We start from the raw sequence: 19,818 nt of genomic DNA, 5'->3' as shown, positions 1-19,818 counted from the left end.
GGTTCCGGTTGCCGGCAAAGTCAGATTATTCGAAGCATCGACATCAAAGAAGATGTCTTCATTCTGCGAAACAGAGCTATCATAATTAGACAGATCAGCGTTAGATATAGTTTGATTATCATCAGAACCGATAGATAAGTGTTTTTCATACAAATTGATGCCGGTGATATCGCCTGTGCCGTCATATTTGGTTACAGCATTAGCTTCGTTGGCATCGGGAACGTTATGGACAAAAGCAGTAATCATATCCCCTGAATTGGTTGGTACATCTGCCACGGACCATGTTCCGCTGGTTGTAGTTCCGGTTTGAGTTTGGATAGTTCCATTGACTGCTATTTTGATTGTCTCCCCATCAGAGCAATTTGTTGCTTCGTCATATTGTTTGCAAGTTCCGGAGATAGTTATGGTGGAAGGAACCAAAGAAAGAACGCCTGTTTCCGACATATAGGTATAACTGCCGTCAGGGCTAGCAGAGCTAGGCCCAATAAGAACTGAAGTGTCACCTAATGAGGACCCGGCATACCAATTTCCCCATTCCATTCTAAAAACATATAGTGAACCATTTTCATAATAAGGCGAGCTATTATAAGTGTTGCCGCTATCCACCCATGTTCCATTATAGGCTGAATGCTCGACCAATCCCGCCATTGAATAACTATCAGCGGCACGAGCTGATTTAGGATTTATGATATCTGACGGACGAACTATCATGAATCCAAAGCTAGCAACTATCGCAACATATAGAACCAATATTCCCCAATGGATTGGCGAAGCGATATTATTCAGGTGCCAACGATAATACCAACGGGATTTCATCCGCAGAGCATTGTGCCATGGAGAAAATCGGGAGAATGTGGTTCTCGTGCTTTTTTGTACGTTCATTATTTCCCTGTCAAGCTCCACAGTTGTCATTCCAATGATTAAAATTAATATCAAAAAATACTACCAAAAGAGGCAGAATAAGTAACGCGAACGTTGCTTTTTCTCAATCATTTCCCCTCCCCAGAGTGGGACTATCAAAATGTCAATCTAATTGTACCACAGGGAGAGCTTCCGGGACAAAAGAAATTGAATAAGAAATATAGAACAGGAGCATCTAATTAGGTAAGCCGAAAGAAACTTTCAGCACGCTTTGTAGTAGACCTCTCAACCTCAGCTAGCGGGAGGTCTTTTATCTCAGAGATTTTCCTTGCAACTTCTACCACAAATGCAGGCTCGTTTCTATCTCCCCGGTGAGGTTCTGGCGCAAGGAAGGGGCTATCTGTCTCGATCATTATTGAGCCAAGCGGAATCTTTTTTATCACATCGGCCGCTTGCGTATTTTTATTGAAAGTTATATTTCCCGTAAAAGATATAAGAAAACCCATATCTAAAATCTTCGCGGCATACTCATAATCGCCCGAAAAACAATGCATCACTGCCCGAATGCTATCTTTGTAACTTTTGAGTATCGAAATAGTATCAGCTTCGGACTCACGGGAATGAACGATTACCGGAAGGCGTAGTTCAATTGCCAGATCCAGCATTTGTTCGAAACAAAAAATCTGCTCTTCTCTTTTGGGATATTTGGCAAATCTCGAAGCACGTTTCAAATAATAATAATCAAGCCCGATCTCGCCGATTGCTACGACTTTTTTCTGTCCGGCAAGCGTAGTTAGAAGTGATCTTGTTTCCATATCCAGATCCCCTGCCGAATCCGGATGCAGGCCGATTGCCGCATAAACCTCCGGATTCTGTCGTGCGATTTCGACCGATTTTTTGCTCGTAGCAAAATCTACTCCAACATTTATTATTTTCCCGACTCCCGACTCTTTCGCCCTGCCCAAAACAGCAGTGACTTCGGCCTTATATTCTGGAAAATCCAAATGTGCATGCGTGTCGATATACATAATTTAACTCAAAAGTTAATAACTGATAGCTCCGTTTTTTACAAAAAGCTGTTTTTGAATGTCACAAATAAGATGCAAAGTATCACGATTACTGCAGCAAAAATATCGCGTTTATAAAGCTGCTCTTTGAAATAATAGGATGAAGCAAAATACACAAGAAATGGGCCAAGAACCAAAATCATGGTCGTCTCGACAACTCCGAGCGAATCGAATCCGTAAAATTTCAAGACCATTTGGACCACGCCAAAAATCGCTGAGATTATCGTCAGCCCGTAAGCGGTTCTCGGCATTGAGAACAATTTTGGCCGGTATGCGATCAAGAAAACCAACCCGACTATTGCAGTCCGGATGAAATAGAGGGTAACTGGTGACATCACCGCAAGCATTTCCTTGATAAATATTGATTCTGCCGACATGAGCACCATTGCCAACATTGTTTGCCAAGCCGTCCGGCCTATTTTCATATGGTGATGGCGAAATCTCGTAGCAAGAAGAGCTCCCGAAGCGACAACCGCGGCGACGAATATTGTCCAATCGCGCTCCTTTGGCAAAAATATCGTGGCAAGAAGAATCGTAACCAGCGGAGATAAGAGCATAATGAGTTCAAACTCGTGAATCTCCTCTTTTTGAATTCCTTTGTAATAAAAAATATTCCAGGTCACCGCAACCACAATGAGCAAGATAAAGAGAATAATATATTGTGCAGTCAAAAGGCCATTCCAATTGATCGATCCATAAAGCGGTAAGAATATTGCGGAAATAATTGCAAGCCAAATGAAAAGCAACGGAATGAATCGGAGTACCGGAACTCTGTGCCGGCACAAAATGATTTTATCTGCAACGACTCCCCCCGCATATCCAATTGAAGCGATAACTGCTTCGAGCATTAACCCTCCGAAACACATTGATTATATAATAGTTTGTTTCGTCCCTCCGAAGCCCAAAGGGCGAAGGGGGAACACTCAATTTATTTCTCGATGCGCGGAAATAGCGGCTCTGGTTCCAAAGTTTCGAGCTGCTTTTTCATCCCTTTCCCTGCTTCAGGCATAAATGGCATTATAAAATCTGAAAGATAAATTAGATTATCTCGGACATTATTTAAAACCTCGGTACACTTTTCCATGTCGGTTTTTGCAAGGGACCAGGGCTTATTTTCATCGATGTATTGGTTTAGCGATTGGGCAGAAGCAATAACTCGCTTCAGAGCCAACTCCATCTTCAACGATTCGATCTCTTCTTTGAATTCTGACTCATTAAAAAAGTTATTGTCCTCACCTTCGACTTTATGGACTTTCGACTCGGGACTTTCGACTTTCACATCGTATTTCTTGATCATCGCAATCGTTCGCTGAACCAGATTTCCGATGTTGTTTGAAAGATCGGAAGCATATTTCTCGCTCATCCTCTCCCAGGTTATATCGCCATCCTTGCTCCATGGAAGTGATGTCAGAAGAACGTAACGCGCACCGTCGACGCCATATTTTTCAACCACTTCCTCCGGATTAATGACATTGCCAAGAGACTTGGAAATTTTCTTGCCATTGATCGTCAAATATTCATGTGATAGCACAGCCGTTGGCAACGGCAGACCAGCCGAGAGCAACATCGCGATCCAATAAATTGCATGAAAACGTAGAATCCCCTTGCCTACTATATGAATTCGCTCATTGCCATTTAACCAGTATTTTTCAAACAGTTCGCCGTTTTTGTCGTAATCGAGCGCCGTAATGTAATTGGCGAGCGCATCGATCCAGACATACATGATTTGGGAATCGTCACCGGGCACTGGAACGCCCCAATTTTCTACCCGCTCGGCAGATCGGGAGATTGAAAGATCGTTTAATCCCGATTCGATGAAGTTGATAACCTCATTTTTCCTGTATTCCGGCAAAATTTTTACTTTATCAGTCCTAATCAGATCAAGAATTTGCTCTTGGTAATTCGATAACTTAAAAAAGTAATTTTCCTCTTCCACAGCTTCGGGCGGGCAATTGTGCTCGGGGCACTTGCCATCGACAAGATCCTTCTCTGTCTTAAATTCCTCACAACCTACACAATATAAGCCTTTATACTTTTTCTTGCAGATGTCCTCCGGCTTGAACGCTTTCCACAATTTTTGTGATCCTTCAAAATGTTTTGCCTCTGTTGTACGAATAAACTGATCATATGTAAGATTTAGCATCGACTTAAGCGCAGTAAAATAAGTTGAATTTCTATCAACATATTTCTTCACCGGCATATTTTCGGCTTTTGCAGTTTGGACGTTCTTGAGCCCATTTTCATCGGTTCCAGACAGAAAATAAGTGCTGTTGCGAAGAGAATCACGATTCCAGCGAACAAGAACATCGGCTTGAATCTTTTCCAAAGCATGGCCAATATGCGGCTTAGCATTTACATAATCGATTGCTGTTGTCACAAAAACTTTTTTCTCGGACATAAAAAACATCTCCTAACTTGAGTTTACTTGATCTTATCAAAGCTAAATAAATTCCACAATATGAAGCCGGTATCGTTGACCGGATCACTCAAAAGTGCTAACATATCCAAGTCGTAAGCACACACACAGGAGGTATCATGGATGCCGTCGGGAAAATGCAGCATTTGTGGATACGAAGCGACTCTCATCAAGGGCCGAGACTCACAGGGCCAGGCCTGCTATGTTCTGCCTGAGCATGGGCACGGCGGGGACCCTTGCGATGGCGAACTCAAAGAACCCAAGGACGAGACTCAATCTACCGACGACAGCTAGGCCGCGACGCACCGCCGCCCACCCGAAGTTCCGGGGTGGGCGGTCCGTTTTTTCAATCAACACTTATAGCTATTAGTTCTAAGTCCCAAAGGGACCCCTTTTCCGAAGGGAAGACCCAACGGGTAGCCATTGGCTCCTTTGGCTCGGGGTTATTAGCCCCAACGGGGCCCCTTCGGGGTTGTTTGTTATTTAAGATATTTGATCATCTCAAGTTCGTCGCAAACGCAGGGATTGCCACAAAAAGCGCAAACAAAACCTTCCAACCCCTTTTCCTTCGAGATTTCTTCCCACGGCTTTTCGTACAATTTAACCGGCTCAAAACCGAATGATCTAAAAAGTTTCTCCGATGCTCCACCCGGAGAATTTTGTGAAACATGAACTGCGATTGCTTTTGATCCAAACTCTTCTTGTAATTTCAGCGCGCTCGCAATCATTTTTTTGCCGACGCCTTTTCCCTGAGATTTTTTATCAACGGCAATGATTGCAATATAGCCAATGTCTTCTTTAGAGCTTTTAATATTTTCAAGATCAAAATATTCTTCCGGCCAATCTGTAAAAATTTTCCCAGGCCTGCGTTGTGATAAAACACCCACAATTTTATTTTTATCCTTTGCAATCAGTAGTTCGCCTGATGACAAACTCTTAAATTCATTTAGAAGCCCTTTTTCCCAGAACAAAGTTTTTCTGACCAGCTCGATAGAATCCAAAAAGTCTTGCTCTGTGATCGGTTCTACGATTTTTATTCCCTCATTTTTTGAATTTTTAGTTGTCATTCGACTTTATTGACTTTACGGACTTTACGGACTTTCTGACTATTAGCACTATCTCCCCTTTTAGCGTGTGGTTTTTTAGTTCAGAAATGACATGTTCGATATTGCCTCCCCAATATTCCTCGAACATTTTTGTCATCTCGCGCGCAATGAAGACTTCGGTATCCCCTCCGAGATAGTTCTTGACGTCTTCTAATGTCTTCTGAAGCCGGATCGCTGATTCGTAAATAACAATTGGACAATTCAACGATTCAAAAAATTTGAACGTGGTTTGCCTGCCTTTTTTCTTCGGCAAAAATCCGACAAAGTAGAATTCTTTTTCGACCATTCCTGAGACAGAAATCGCTGCAACAACAGCTGACGGTCCCGGTATTGGAATTACCTTCACTAAGTTATTAGTTTTTAGTTTTAAGTTCTTAGCTAATTCTTGCCCCGGATCAGAAATTCCTGGGGTGCCACCATCGGTGATGTACGCGACATTAACTCCCCTCGTAAGAGCCCGAAGAATCAAATTAAATTTGTCTTCGCCGGAATGTTGGTGCAGTGAAATCATTTTTTTCTGGATGCCAAGATGATCGAGAAGCTTTTTCGATACCCGCGTATCTTCGCAAGCGATCAAATCGACCGATTTCAGCGTTTCGATCGCACGCAAAGTGATATCGCCCATATTCCCGATTGGTGTTGCGACGATATATAATGTTCCGAATTTTTGATCTGCGATGTCCATTTACCCAAAAAATTGATTAATTTTGAGTTGCAATTTTGACGTTTGTCCGCCAGCTGGCGGATTGACTTTTGAATTAATTTAAAAGTATAGCACATTTTTTATTTTAGTGCTATTATCAAGCCGCGCTCAGAAGAAAGGGGGTCAGTATGGCAATCTATATGATCGCGGCTCGACTCGTTCCGTCCGGACCGTCCGACCCCAAAATCGTTTTTGAGGTCGATTGGGACGGTAACATGGCGAACCCGGCCACAATTGTCAGGTTTCTCGGCTTCATCAGAAATGGAGAGGGCATCAAGGGACAAGGGCACAACCCGTTTCACGGAGCAACCTTTGACCCCGGAAGATACGCTATAAGCCTACCGGCCCAAACACCGGAAGGCAAGCCAGCACAACTTCAGCTGCGAGATCTAAACGCAGCAATACTGAGCGCAGACCCGTAGACCGGACACAAAAGCATCGCGCACAGCGCTTGCAGTCCGGTCTACACCCCCTACCCCCAAAATATCGAGTAAATAGTTGCGAGTCCTGCAATAATCATGAGAGAAGTTGCAATCCAGCCGATAACTCTTGTTACCGGCCCGGAAACCCAACGACCCATGATTTTTTTGCTTGATGCAAGGAGAACTATGAGAACCAGTACGACCGGCGCGACTAAGCCATTAGCAACAGCAGAATAAATGAGCGCCCGAATCGGGTCAAGGCCGATGAAATTAAGGCCGACGCCGATCATAATTGAGATGATCAGGACTCCATAAAATGCCGAGGCTTGGCGTAGTTTATAGTTTAAGCCTGAGCGCCAGCCATAACTCTCAGAAATAGCATAAGCCGCCGAACCGGCAAGAACTGGAATCCCAAGGAGACCTGTGCCAAAAATTCCGATCGCAAAAAGCAGATAAGCCGCGTCTCCCGCAAGTGGCCGCAGGGCTTCTGCCGCCTGGGCCGCAGTGCCTATTTCCGTGATTCCTTGAACATTTAGGGTTGCAGCACAAGCAGTGACAATGAAAAACATTACCATGTTCGAGAGAAACATACCCGACCAGACATCGATTCTCATATCGGATATTTGTTTCGGATCAGCGCAAGCCTGCCTCGCGGCAATCGTCGTCCTACCGTCAGAGATGTCCTGTTCGACTTCTTGAGATGTTTGCCAAAAGAAGAGATATGGCGAAATTGTCGTACCCAGAATCCCGCAGATCAGTATGATTTGTTCACGGCCAAGGGAAAGATTTGGCACGACAGTGCTTAAGCCGATTTGCTTCCAATCAAGACCCCTGATCATCAAGGTCGAAAAAACGTATGACAATAGTAGCAGTGCCAGCCACTTTAGATAGGTTGCATATTTTTTGTAAGTCGAGAATATTTGCAAAAGCACAATGAAAAGCGCGAAAGCAATTAGAATCAATGAGTAATTTAGATCTGGAACGAAAAGTCTTGCTGCCTCAGCCAGAGCGCCTAGATCGGCGCCAATATTGAACGTATTGGCAATAAAAAGCAAAATTGTCGCAGTGTAAAGAACCCAGCGTGGAAAATGCTGGCGGATATTCGCTGCTAATCCGCGACCGGTCACCAAACCGATACGAGCGCAAGTTTCCTGAACAACCGCCATTAGCGGAAATGTGAGTGGCGCCAGCCACAAAAGCTGAAAGCCATACTTAGCGCCTGTTTGCGAGTAAGTCGCAATACCCGAAGGATCATCGTCTGATGCACCAGTTGTGAGACCGGGACCCAAAATATTCCAAAATTCTCCAGCCTTTTTCACGGGCGCTTGTTTCTCGACAGCACTGATAACTGCCTCACCACCCTTAATCGTTTCATCCAGCGCCTTTGCTGGTGACTCGACTACTTTTTCTAAAATGTCCTTGCCCCTCACAACACACCTCCGGCGTGAATGACTAAATCCGAATATCTAATTTCAAATGAAATTTCCAATGGATACATTCTGACCAAAGTTCGTCATTTTATTTGTCATTTGAAATTTTTAATTTGACATTGATCGCGAGTGTTTGCCACTCCGCGATCGACAGCTCCTGTGCACGCACATTCTCATTTAATTTTACAGATTTTAAAATGTTTAGGATAGTACCCTTGTCAAGCCTTAAGGCCGCCGATAAATTATTGAGAAGCGTTTTCCTCCGTGCCGCAAACCCGATCTTGACCACCTGAAAGAAATCTTTTTCCGTAATACTTTTCACTTTCCAATTTATACCTTTCACTTTCAAGATCGCTGAGTCAACCTTCGGTGCCGGAAAGAATGATGCTGCCGAAACGATGTCAACTATTTCCGGTTCTCCGTATGCCTGTACCGCAACGGATAAAACCGACATTGCGCCGGACGGTGCGCAAATTCTCTCCGCCACCTCTTTCTGAACGAGAAGAACGATAGTTTTCGGCTTTTTTTCCGCTGTCAAAAATTTCTCCAGAATTTTCGAAGTGATGTAATAAGGAATGTTAGCTATTAGCTTGTAGCTTTCAGCTTGCAGCTTAGATAGATCAAAATCTAATGCATTAGCATTCAAGATTTCAAGTTTTGAGATTTCAATTTGAGATTTGAGATTTGAATTTTGAGATAAAAGCTCTGCGAGTTTTTGATCCAGTTCAATGGAAATTACCTTGTTGGCCTTTTCTACTAGCCTCTCCGTCAGTACCCCCAACCCAGGTCCGATTTCGATAATGGTATCTGCAGGTTCAATATCACCCGCTTCAATAATTTTAGTCAGAGCGTTTTCATCCACCAAAAAATTCTGCCCCAGCAATTTGTTGGTGTAGAGGTGATTTTCTTTGAGATACTGGATCAGTTTTTCTTTTGATTCAAACATTTTTTCAATTGGTTATTAGTTTTTAGTTATTAACCCCAAAGGGGCCACTTAGTGGCTTTTCGTTAAAATTACGGGCTCGGCCAGCGGCCGCGGTATCCGTGAGTCCAGGCCCAAGCGGTGGTATAGATCTGTGCTGCGGCATCCCAAATGCTCGCACCGGAATAGCCGGCTTTCGGAGAAATCTGTTCCCATAGGGACGGGGTGTATTGAAATAATCCTTTGTACGCCCCTCCGTCCGACAGCGAATTGCCATGGCTTTCCGCCATCATCCGATAGCATAATTCATTTGGCTTAGTGCCATATTTTATACTGGCTGCAATCACCGTATCATTGTGTCTGCAGGCAGTTGTGATAACCGGCCGCGTTCCAATCATCAATATTTCGTCAATAGGTTCTGACATAACTTCATTGCTGATCAAAACTCTCGCCACTTCAACCCCGTCTTCACGCGTTACTGCATACGTCAAGGCTCGTTGACCTTTTTTACCAGCTTGCCTAATGGTGGTTTTTCCCTGATCTAAATTCGGATCATCTTTTTTGATGACAGAAAAATCGATATCTTGATTCTCAACAACTTGGGTGTGCGCCACCCTTGTGATTCTAATCGTCATCCCTTCTTCAATCGGAAAGTCGGCAGCAAAATTTATCTTATCGTCTTTACCTAGTTCAATATGTTTTTCCGATAACAACTCTCCCACATTTGTTGTCCACGATCGATATGTGGCATGTTTTTTACCATCAAAAACCTCATAAGATGGTGCGCGATACATTTTCACATAGCTTCCAAGGACAAAATCTTTGGAGAAGAATGGTTCAAGTTTATCTTCGGGATATGGCGCTGCGCCGATGTCTTTCACCGCCGAAAATATCTCTTTTGCGCTGCTTTTACCAGAAAATGTTTGACCGACTGATCCGTTCGGTAAATGCTCCTCAACAAAATATGACTGGGCATATTTTGTGCTCGTAGTTTCCACCGGGAGATTATTTATATTTGTGGATCCCGCCGCCATCGCCACCGGGCCGATGATAAGCGCAATCCATTTCATAATTAGGTTCATAATCGCATCAGGGATGCACCTTCTATTGTATTTTAGAACCGATTTTTGAGCAAGATGTATCTAAATCGTATCGAGCAAGTGCTCAGGTATATTTTCAATAAACCTCGATTTTGGGTTGCTTTGGAATCTGCCATAGATATTTCGCTCATTGGCATATAGTAAATAAAGCCGCTTTTTTGCCCGGGTGATGCCCACATAGCAAAGCCTTCGCTCCTCTTCCATTTCTGCCTCGTCCATCGTTGATCGTGAATGTGGAAAAATCCCCTCCTCCATTCCTATGATAAAAACTGTCTCAAATTCTAGTCCCTTAGCTGAATGCAAAGTCATCAAAGTTACGGATTCTGCATTTGGATCATATGTGTCCATGTCCTGAATCAGTGCCACCCGCTCAAGAAATTTATCGAGCTTTGACATGCCGGATTCAGAATCGTCAAGATCGATTTCATCAATTTCGTTTTTATCTCTGTCAGCGGCAACGCCCATAAGTTCTTCCACATTTTCCCATCTGCCCTCCCCCTCTGGGGTGCCATCGAGTAGGAAATTTTTAAATCCGGCTTTAATTGCGATGTGTTCGATAAGATCGGCAAGATCCATGTCCCGAGCAGCCTTTTTGATTTCGGCAAGAATCTGATAGAATTCCTGAATTTTTTTCGGTAATTTTGTGAGTTCTGCCTCCCCCGCCTGATACGTGATACCCCCTCCTGCAGGTGATACCTGACTCAGCGTTTTTTCCCCAATCCCTCGCGGCGGAGCGACAACAACTCGTTTCAAAGCTTCAAAATCATTGGGATTCGCGACCAAGCGCAGATATGCGATCATGTCCTTGATTTCTTTTCGCTCGTAAAAGCGCACTCCTCCAACCACTCTGTATGGAATAGCAAAACGCATGAAGATTTCCTCCACCGCTCGCGACTGGGCATTTGTCCGGTATAAAACTGCGTAATCCGACAAATGGCCGTCTTTACACAAAGATCTTAGTTCGCAGGCAATAAATTCCGCCTCATCCTTCTCGTTTAGTGCTTCGTAGACGGTGATTAGCCGTCCGGCATCATTTTCTGTCCATAGCTTTTTGTCAGTCTTGTTGCGATTGTATTTAATAACTTCATTCCCCGCCTCAAGGATCGTTCCGGTAGAGCGATAATTCTGTTCAAGTTTCACTACTTTGGCATTCTTGTAATCTTTCTCAAAATTCAAAATGTTCTTGAAATTCGCTCCTCGCCAAGAGTAGATCGCCTGATAATCATCACCAACAACCATGATGTTTTTGTGCTTGGCGGAGAGAAGCTTCGCCCACATATACTGCGCCTGATTCGTGTCCTGATACTCATCGATAAGAATATATTTGAACTGGGCCTGATATCGCTCGAGTATTTGCGGATTCTTCTGAAATAGAACCACGCATTGCATGATTAGGTCATCGAAATCGAAAGCATTTGCCTCTCGTAAATATTTTTGATACTTGTCATAAACCTGCGAGGTCATCTTCTCAAAAGGCGAATTGATATATTTTTTGTATTCTTCCGGACCCATGAGCTCATTTTTTGCACCGGAAATAAAATACTGGATCGATCGTGGATTGAATTCTTTCGGGTCGATATTTAATTCTTTCATACAGGATTTGATGATTGAAAGCTGATCGCCATCGTCATAAATGGTAAAATTCCGGCTCATCCCGATATGTTCCGCCTCCCGCCGCAATATTCGCACGCAAATTGAGTGAAAAGTTCCCATCCAAGGTAATCTGTTAGTCTGTAGCCGATGGTCTGTGGTCAGTAGTAAATTACCCACTCGTTCAGACATTTCGCCAGCCGCCTTATTTGTAAATGTTACCGAAAGAATATTGTACGGCGAAACATTTTTTTCACGTATGAGATATGCAATCCTGTGCGTCAAGGTTTTGGTCTTTCCACTACCCGCACCCGCCAATACCAAAACTGGTCCTTCTGTCGCAAGGACCGCTTCCTTTTGCATCGAATTTAATCCTGAAAATAAATCTTCCATGAGATCTTATTATATCGCGATCGGCATTATTCATCAATCAAAAAATCACCTCGAAAGGTGATAATGATTACCAAGTCAAAATCTAATACAAGTCGCAGCCAGTTTGGGGCAGAATAGAAATAATAGCTGTCCCACCAACATTATTTATCGGATTGGTTTGATCGCCCGGAACCTGTTCATCGTCTTGTGGCGGATCAGATTCACCAAAATTCCAGTTCTGGTTGCCATCACCGGTACTATTCGTTGCCAGTATTTCACTACCGCCGGAAGCATCTGAATCCGAGACATCAATATATGAGACACTTGGAGAAGGATTGCTTACATTTAAAAACCAGCTCTCCCCGCTATCTGTACTTTGAAGGATAATAAGATGGCCGGAAGAACCATCCAGATCAACTTCTGGAAATTCAAAGGTTGATCCATTGTGAAACTTAAGTATTGAACCTGCTGTATTATCAGCAAATGTCCCGTCAATACTTAAAGAATCTGAAAAAGTTATGGGCGCAGTTGAATCACTCGAGATTGTGATATCGTTGAATGAGTTGGAACCAGCGACAAAATATGGATGCGAATAACGGGCGATATAATATGCGCTCCCCGAACCGATTCTTGCGTATGGACCACCAGTGTAGAGCTCATCGTTGTATTCGGCCAATGCAGAAAAAGTGGTCATAGAATAATCAGTATCCTCACCAACTGGCAGCCAGCTTGTGCCATTCCACCTGCTTATTCCTCCGATTCCAGGAGTGCCACTTGGGGCTGAAACTACGCTCGTTGCATATATTTCATCGTTAAAATCCAAAAGCGAAAATCCTACTCCATATGTTTGGCCATCGCCTAAAATTGACCAATTATCTCCGTCCCAAACTCCGACAGGCTGGGATTCGGAAAGATAATCGGTTTTCCCGAGCACACCGCCAATATATAAATTGCCACCTTTTACAAGGAGGGAGAAAATTGTGCTCCAGTTTGAGAAAAAACCAGGAACTAAGTTACCCATATTCTGCCAATTTGCTCCATCGAAATAGGCGATCCAGTCGGCTACCGAGCCGTGATCTGTGTCAAATGATCCAGCGGCCACAAGATGGCCATCGTAGATTGCAAGTGCATTGACAATATCATCCCATGGACTTGTAACCAAGCCAGTGCCAACGCTCGACCAGGATGTTCCGTTCCATGAGGCAACGCCATCGGCAGGAACCCCTGCGGCATCAGTAAAATCACCACCAACTATCAAATTGCCATTATATACGATCATTGCACTGAAATCATACGGATCGGTCCAGGTTCCAAGCTCGACCCAGTTAGTTCCGGTCCACCTAAGCGGTCCGTACATAGTTGTGCTTCCAGACCCTTCGATATAGCCGGCAGCGATTAAATCGCCGTTATAAACTGCCAAAGAGTAAACGTAACCATCGATGCCATCGCCAAGTGCACTCCAACTATATCCATCCCAGACTGCCACACCATTGGCCGACACCCCGCCGGCAGTTGTCATCCAGTCGGTTCCAATAACCAGCTTATTATCCCAGACCACCATCGAATAAACATTGCTATCGATGCCGGTGCCCAAAGCATTCCAGTCATAAGTGTTGTTCCCATCCAAGGTGATCTTGCCATTAGCATTAGTCAAAGTGCCACCGGCAACATTGACGCTTCCGCTAACCGTCCAGTCGCCACTACCCATTGAAAGAGTCCTGGTGCCCGTGCCCGTGCCACTCATCGTCAAGCTACCATTTATGACCATATTTGGATTATAAGTATCTCCCAGAACTGTGATATCTCCGGCACCTTGGCGATAAGGATCGTAACGATTAGTGACCGAAAAACCATCGCAAGTGATGGTCTGCCCTGCCGCACTTCCCAAGGTAGCTGAATAGTCAGTATTGGAATAATTAACTACTTGTACCCGGCCGCCATAGGTTCTGGCCGGAATTACAATATTTCCAGTCACTGGCCTAAAATCAACCGACAGATTTATATTTCCCGAACCGGAAATTGTACTTGAAGTAGAATCGTCAAATTCCAAAAGCCCGATACCATCCATAGTTCCGTCAATAACAAGCGTTGCGTCTTTACTAATCACACTTGCATTGCTACTGGTCGTTGTTAAAGTTTTGCCTGAATTAATTGTAAGGTTATGGGTGACCGTAAAGCAGCCCGAACCGGACATATTACCAGCTACGACTAAGTTGTAGTATGTTCTACAGCCCGGGGTGAGAAGTTTATTTTCGCCACTCAAAGTTACGGTGCTAGTCCCGGCGGTGTAACTATATGTTAGGAAGTCCCCGCCCACATTCAAAGCGCCAGTTGTCGCAGTTAAAGATCCCCTTTCCCAGTCTAGATTTCCATTTATCGTTAATGCGTAGCTAGAAATAGCCAGAGTTCCATTATAACCGCCGGTGTTTATATTTGTAATTGAACCAACCTCAACCGATGAAGTTAAACTGCAATTGACAGCACTAGTCGCCGCGTTGAAGATAACCGCATCTCCCGCCCCCGGAACACCGGCTCCACCGGCTCCGCCTGAAGTAGCTGACCAGTTATCGGCGTTGCTCCAGTTGTTGGCATCTCCTGCCGCACCGCCCTTCCAATAAAAACTGGCCGCAAAAGCTTTTTTGGGAATTTGATAACCAAAGATTGTTGAGAACAATACCAAAATTATTGTGGCAAGATAAAATAATTTCCGAGATCCCTCTGATAAAATAGTTTTCAAATCCCCTCGTTTTCAAATTTTTTAGCTTCTGGAGTTAATTATATTTTTCATCCAACAAATTGTCAATCAAAAAATCTAATTCTAAAATAGTAGCTTTTCTCAGTGAAGAGCCCGAAACTGCAGGAGTGAAACAACTAAATTTTGGAGTGTCTTCACGGGCAAAGTAATACATTATTCAAGCCAAATTAAACAAAAAAGCTCATCTTGTAGATGAACTCTTTTGATTGGGTGCAAGTGATATTCGAGCTTACCTGCCCCGCGTAATGAAGTTTCGACTGCGAGACTGCAAGACTCGAGACGAACCTGAATGATGTGTGGGTCGGGAACAGTTCCCGATTCAAGCCAAATTAAACAAAAAAGCTCATCGTATTGATGAACTCTTTTGATTGGGTGCAAGTGATATTCGAGCTTATCGGGAACAAATATTTTAAATTATTGCCCGGTCGATTCAACTCACACCCATGAGGCGTGCCGCAATGGCATTTTAAGTCGTTGTGGCATCCCTTACTCGACTTATTGTCGAACAAAAGACGCTTTGACCTATCCTCGTTTGGATTTTTTCCTGCTTTTTTTAATGTTCTTTTGTTTTTTCCATTTCTTCCGTTTCTGATTTTCTTTGTTTTTCTTTTTTGTTTTTGCAGGAATGAGCTGGGAGGGATTAAATATAACCGCTTGTTTTATCGATTGATGTTTAATCCCTTGGAGAGAAAGGCGGGAGCGAACCTTTCTCAATTCCCATCTCACTCATGCAAACAAAAATGCGCCGTTCGGAGGCGCATCATATCTTTGATATTTGATATTTGAGATTCTATCGTGCCCCTCCGGCACTAACACTATTCAATTTTTAAAGTGATTATAACATTATATATTTTGTACTTAATGATGTCAACCATTAATATGCCCCGCCAAAAAACACGCCAGATATTTTTCATGTCCTGTTGCAAGTTTTTTTATATTAATGGTCGAAGTCCCGCCCTCTGGTGAAGGGCGGGACTCAATGCGAAAGCTCGGCGAAACGATTGCTGCCAGCAATTCTCCGCCCGCATCCCGGGCAAAAAATCGCTAACTCGCTGTTCTCCGGAGTCGGTACCAGCTCGCCGCACTGGCATTTTCCACGTGCAATCTTTCCTCCCACTACTTCCGGCGTGATGTACACCGGACGCCTTGGCTCCCAGGTCCTGCGCCTGAACACCCCCTTCCCGCGATGAGCCACGGAAATCACCTCCGAAGCAGTATGGTTTACTCGTGGCTAAATTAGATCAAAACACAAAAATAGTCAACATCGCAGCATGATAGACTTTACAGACATTTTGGATCCCAGTAGCAGAAACTGCTATTTCACTATGGGGCATGCCTTATGAACTTTATGAACTCAATATACTGGCCCTTCGAAAGCGCTCCCCACTTCGCTGAAGCTACGCGGGACAAGCAGTGTTTCATCCCCTTGGGACTCAGTCCACTGGTTCCAAATCTTTAGGAGAAATATCGGCGGAGCGGGCGCGTTCGAGATCGCGGAAGCGCATCTGCTCAGGCTGGAAGAAGAGCTCCATCCCGCCCGTCGGGCCATTTCTATGCTTCTTGATCAAGACTTCAGTAATTCCCTTCTTCGAGGTTTCCGGCTCATAATACTCTTCGCGATAAAGGAACATCACGATATCGGCATCTTGCTCGATAGAACCAGATTCACGCAAGTCGGATAATTGCGGTCGCTTGTCAGGCCGGTGCTCGACTGCACGGGAGAGCTGTGATAGTGCGATCACCGGAACTTTAAGCTCACGCGCCAAGCCCTTGAGTGAGCGGGATATTTCCGATATTTCCTGCACTCGATTTGAGTCACCGGAATGGGATTTTCCTTCCATAAGCTGAAGGTAGTCGATGATTACCAGCCCAAGCCCATGCTCCATCTGCAGGCGGCGAGCCTTGGCACGAATTTCCATCACATTTGCCCCCGGCGTGTCGTCGATGAAGAGCGGCGCTTCCGACAAGACTCCCATCGCATAACCAATTTTTGGAAAATCTTCGTCTGATAAATTTCCCGTTCTCAGCTTCCAGGAATCCACCCCGGCCTGCGATGCAAGAAGCCTGTCGACGAGCTGCTCTTTGCTCATTTCCAAGGAAAAAATTCCGACCGGAATTTTTTCCTCGATCGCCGCGTGTTCGGCAAGGTTTAAGGCGAAGGAAGTTTTACCCATGGAAGGCCTGGCAGCAAGAATCAGAAGGTCGCTATTCTGAAAGCCGGCAGTGATGTTGTCAAGATCACGAAAACCGGATGGCACGCCGCGGATTGCCCCCTTATCCTTATCCTTATGAATCTTGTCGATACGATCGAAAGCTTCTGTAAGCACATCTTTAACCGCCGTAAATTTCTCTTTCATGAATTTCTGCGAGACGGCAAAAAGAAGCTGTTCCGCTTTGTCCAGCGTATCGGAAATATCGGCATCTTCATCATAACCAAGCTGATTGATGTTTCCCGACGATTCAATAAGCCGGCGCAAAACCGCCTTGTCGCGGACAATTTGCGCATAGTAAACGATGTTGGAAGCAGAGGGTGTAGAATTTACAATATCCGCAAGATAACTCGAGCCTCCAATTTCCTTAAGCTTTTCCATTGCTTCTAATGTTTCGGAAAGCGTGATTATATCAATCGGTTGGCGCTTATCAAAAAGTTCGAGCATCGCCGAAAAAATCGTCTCGTGGCGAAACTCGTAGAAATCTTCCGGACGGACGATATCGGCTACTTTGATAATTGCATCCTTATCAATAAGAATAGCACCCAAAACTGAGCGTTCGGCATCGACATTTTGCGGCGGAATCCGAACTCCGGAAGGAATGACGACCTTCTTTTTGCGTTCATTATTCTGTTTTTTTTCATTATCACGAGGCACAGACCCTCCAACACATGAATTACAAATTTCAAATTACAAATAAATTGGAAATTTAATATTTTTGTTTGACATTCGACATTCGGATTTTGACATTATGAGAAAATCTCTTCTGCTGCTTTCTGCAGTTCGTCGTCCGATGCTTTCTCTTTCGGTTTTGCTCGCAGATCAGCAATTTTAACTTCTACAATATAGGTTTTGCCGGTCAATTTTTTGATCGTTTCCTCGATGATCTGGATATTTTTCGGCTCGGAGATTTTGTCTTTATGAAATGGAAATTTGACGCCCAGAATCATCTTTTCGCCCTCGAGTGCCACTGGTTTCGAATCTCGCAGAAGCGCCGCAAGCGATGTGTTTTCATTTTTGATCTCGGCAATAATTTTCTGCCAACTATCCAGAGTCATCTCAATAACAGGGGCCGAAGTTACTTCGGCTGGTTTTGCGGGATGTGAGTTGTGAGATGTGGTTTTTTTCTCCTCTCCCATCTCGATTTTTTCATTTCGGTTTTCTAATTCTTCTTTCTTGTCATCTAGATTTTGCTTGTCTCTCGAAACCTCGGCGGAGTGGGATGGAGAGATCTTTTGAAAATTATTGCGGTCAGGTTCTTTTGGAGATTCCTCCGCTCTCCGCCAGCTGGCGGATTGGTCGGAATGACTATCCGTTTTTGGATCTTGGACATTCGGATTTGATATTTTATTTGTCATTTGCAATTTGTCTTTTGGCATTTTCTCGAAGAGAACGCTTCCCTCAACAATCGCTATCTCGATTGGCAGTATCGGCATGTTGACATCCTTGAGAAGCTTGCCCGATTCAATAAAAACATCAATCAGGGCTGTGATTTTGGCGGTTGAACCGCCACTTTCGTTCAACTCTTCACAGGTTTTTTTGATAGCTATTTCATTCTCTTTTGTATCTTCAAAAAGAAATTTTTCCGACATCAAAAAAAGGAGAATCCGGCGCAGTGTTTCGATAATCTGCTTGTTCAAGTTTGCCATGTCGTGGCCGGTTTCAAACAAGCGATGGGCGATTTTTAATCCCTCCTCCGGATTGGTATTAAAAATCGCCCCCAGAAGTGCAAACACTTCTTCGCTTGGGACAAGTCCCAATATATTTCTGACCGATTCTGCACTTACTTTTTTTTCGATTCCCGACACCTGGTCGAGAAGCGAAATCGCATCGCGGTGTCCGCCTTCGGCTGCCGAAATTATCAAAGAAATTGCTTCGGGTTCGATATCGATTTTTTCCGCTTTGGCGATCTTTTCAAGGTTCTTTTTAAGATCATCTTTGCCGATGCGGTGAAAATCAAAACGCTGGGTACGGGAAACAATCGTTGCCGGCACTTTGTGCGCTTCGGTCGTCGCCAAGATGAAAATCGCATGCGCAGGCGGTTCCTCCAGAGTTTTCAAAAGCGCATTGAAAGCTTCTTTGGTCAACATATGAACTTCATCTATGATATAAACCTTGTATTTTGATTTCGCCGGCGTGAATTTAACATTCTCGCGAAGCTCTCTTATCTCGTCTATTCCCCTGTTCGATGCAGCATCAATTTCTATGATGTCGATTGATTTATTTGAAAGTATGTCTTTGCAAGATTCGCAATTATTGCATGGCTCACCAGAAGATGTCTTCCCGCTTTTTATTGATTCAAGAATCTCGTGGCAATTTGCAACTTTGGCAATCAGCCTTGCAGCTGTGGTTTTGCCGGTTCCGCGTGGCCCAGTGAAAAGATAGGCATGTGAAATCTGGTTATCTTTTACTGCTTGAAGCAGAGTATCACGAATATGATCTTGCCCAACAAGATCATTGAATTTCTGCGGCCTGTATTTTCGATACAAAGACATTTCGCTACGCTCCATTTATAATTTGAAATTATCCCACAGAATTTTCACGCAGAATTACACAGAACTAACTCTCCTGGATTTTTTAGCTTTCCGCGAATGCTTTCCGTGATTTTCTGTGTAGATTTTCCGTGGATGTAAATTCATTATAGATGTCTCCCCCATATGACGAAAACTAGAGTATAAATGAGTGCTCCCATAACGAATAACTAAAAACTAACAACTAAAAACTGGGGTTTTATCCCCAGCTTCTCCCCAGAGTTGTGAACAGATTGTGGATTGCTCAATAGTTAATCAACACTATAGCTAGTCGCTTTATTGCTAAGCAATTGTCTAATAGTAGTTTTGGTTGTTGAATAAGCTACAGCACTA

Annotated in this window: 15 protein-coding genes; 1 reads left to right on the top strand and 14 read right to left on the bottom strand. The window is 44.0% G+C overall.

What is annotated here, in order from left to right:
• The 6 genes from WC080_04585 to rsmI form a co-directional block, all read right to left on the bottom strand.
• On the bottom strand, positions 1 to 882 hold an 882-nt coding region (locus tag WC080_04585), incomplete at its 3' end, for a hypothetical protein (protein MFA7244531.1).
• Positions 883 to 1,100: 218 nt separating this feature from the next.
• On the bottom strand, positions 1,101 to 1,889 hold the full coding sequence (locus WC080_04580; protein ID MFA7244530.1) for a TatD family hydrolase: 789 nt from the start codon (positions 1,887 to 1,889) through the stop codon (positions 1,101 to 1,103).
• A gap of 38 nt (positions 1,890 to 1,927) precedes the next feature.
• On the bottom strand, positions 1,928 to 2,776 hold the full coding sequence (locus WC080_04575; GenBank protein MFA7244529.1) for a DMT family transporter: 849 nt from the start codon (positions 2,774 to 2,776) through the stop codon (positions 1,928 to 1,930).
• An 80-nt stretch (positions 2,777 to 2,856) separates the two neighbouring features.
• Positions 2,857 to 4,326, bottom strand: coding sequence for a methionine--tRNA ligase (metG, locus tag WC080_04570; GenBank protein MFA7244528.1), 1,470 nt, complete (start codon positions 4,324 to 4,326; stop codon positions 2,857 to 2,859).
• A gap of 497 nt (positions 4,327 to 4,823) precedes the next feature.
• Positions 4,824 to 5,411 carry a GNAT family N-acetyltransferase gene (locus tag WC080_04565; protein MFA7244527.1) on the bottom strand — a complete coding sequence of 196 codons (588 nt, stop codon included), beginning with the start codon at positions 5,409 to 5,411 and terminating at the stop codon, positions 4,824 to 4,826.
• On the bottom strand, positions 5,401 to 6,135 hold the full coding sequence (rsmI, locus tag WC080_04560; GenBank protein MFA7244526.1) for a 16S rRNA (cytidine(1402)-2'-O)-methyltransferase: 735 nt from the start codon (positions 6,133 to 6,135) through the stop codon (positions 5,401 to 5,403). Before rsmI ends, WC080_04565 begins: the two co-directional genes overlap by 11 nt.
• A gap of 233 nt (positions 6,136 to 6,368) precedes the next feature.
• Between rsmI and WC080_04555 the strand changes: the two genes are divergently transcribed.
• Positions 6,369 to 6,575, top strand: coding sequence for a hypothetical protein (locus tag WC080_04555; GenBank protein MFA7244525.1), 207 nt, complete (start codon positions 6,369 to 6,371; stop codon positions 6,573 to 6,575).
• A 50-nt stretch (positions 6,576 to 6,625) separates the two neighbouring features.
• Here WC080_04555 and WC080_04550 read toward each other — a convergent pair whose 3' ends face one another.
• The 8 genes from WC080_04550 to dnaX all read right to left on the bottom strand — a co-directional run bounded on the left by WC080_04550 (position 6,626) and on the right by dnaX (position 19,464).
• Positions 6,626 to 8,005 (bottom strand): divalent metal cation transporter, encoded by a 1,380-nt coding sequence (locus WC080_04550; GenBank protein MFA7244524.1) that lies wholly within the window; start codon positions 8,003 to 8,005, stop codon positions 6,626 to 6,628.
• A gap of 88 nt (positions 8,006 to 8,093) precedes the next feature.
• Complete coding sequence (gene rsmA / locus WC080_04545; protein MFA7244523.1) at positions 8,094 to 8,951, bottom strand: 16S rRNA (adenine(1518)-N(6)/adenine(1519)-N(6))-dimethyltransferase RsmA; 858 nt, start codon at positions 8,949 to 8,951, stop codon at positions 8,094 to 8,096.
• 68 nt (positions 8,952 to 9,019) lie between these two features.
• Complete coding sequence (locus WC080_04540) at positions 9,020 to 10,009, bottom strand: G5 domain-containing protein (protein ID MFA7244522.1); 990 nt, start codon at positions 10,007 to 10,009, stop codon at positions 9,020 to 9,022.
• Between the two features lie 60 nt (positions 10,010 to 10,069).
• Positions 10,070 to 12,010, bottom strand: a complete 1,941-nt coding sequence (locus WC080_04535) for a UvrD-helicase domain-containing protein (protein MFA7244521.1) — start codon at positions 12,008 to 12,010, stop codon at positions 10,070 to 10,072.
• 82 nt (positions 12,011 to 12,092) lie between these two features.
• Positions 12,093 to 14,726, bottom strand: coding sequence for a hypothetical protein (locus WC080_04530; GenBank protein ID MFA7244520.1), 2,634 nt, complete (start codon positions 14,724 to 14,726; stop codon positions 12,093 to 12,095).
• Positions 14,727 to 15,720: 994 nt separating this feature from the next.
• Entirely contained in the window at positions 15,721 to 15,939 is a 219-nt protein-coding gene (locus WC080_04525) for a hypothetical protein (GenBank protein MFA7244519.1), read from the bottom strand.
• Between the two features lie 238 nt (positions 15,940 to 16,177).
• Positions 16,178 to 17,611, bottom strand: a complete 1,434-nt coding sequence (dnaB, locus tag WC080_04520) for a replicative DNA helicase (protein ID MFA7244518.1) — start codon at positions 17,609 to 17,611, stop codon at positions 16,178 to 16,180.
• Between the two features lie 92 nt (positions 17,612 to 17,703).
• Positions 17,704 to 19,464, bottom strand: a complete 1,761-nt coding sequence (gene dnaX / locus WC080_04515; protein ID MFA7244517.1) for a DNA polymerase III subunit gamma/tau — start codon at positions 19,462 to 19,464, stop codon at positions 17,704 to 17,706.
• Positions 19,465 to 19,818: the final 354 nt, after the last annotated feature.

Source organism: Patescibacteria group bacterium (assembly GCA_041674405.1).
GTDB lineage: Bacteria > Patescibacteriota > UBA1384 > XYA2-FULL-43-10 > XYA2-FULL-43-10 > JBAYVT01.
Note: the sequence above shows the minus strand (reverse complement) of the source record. Positions and strands in the feature narration are given on the sequence as shown.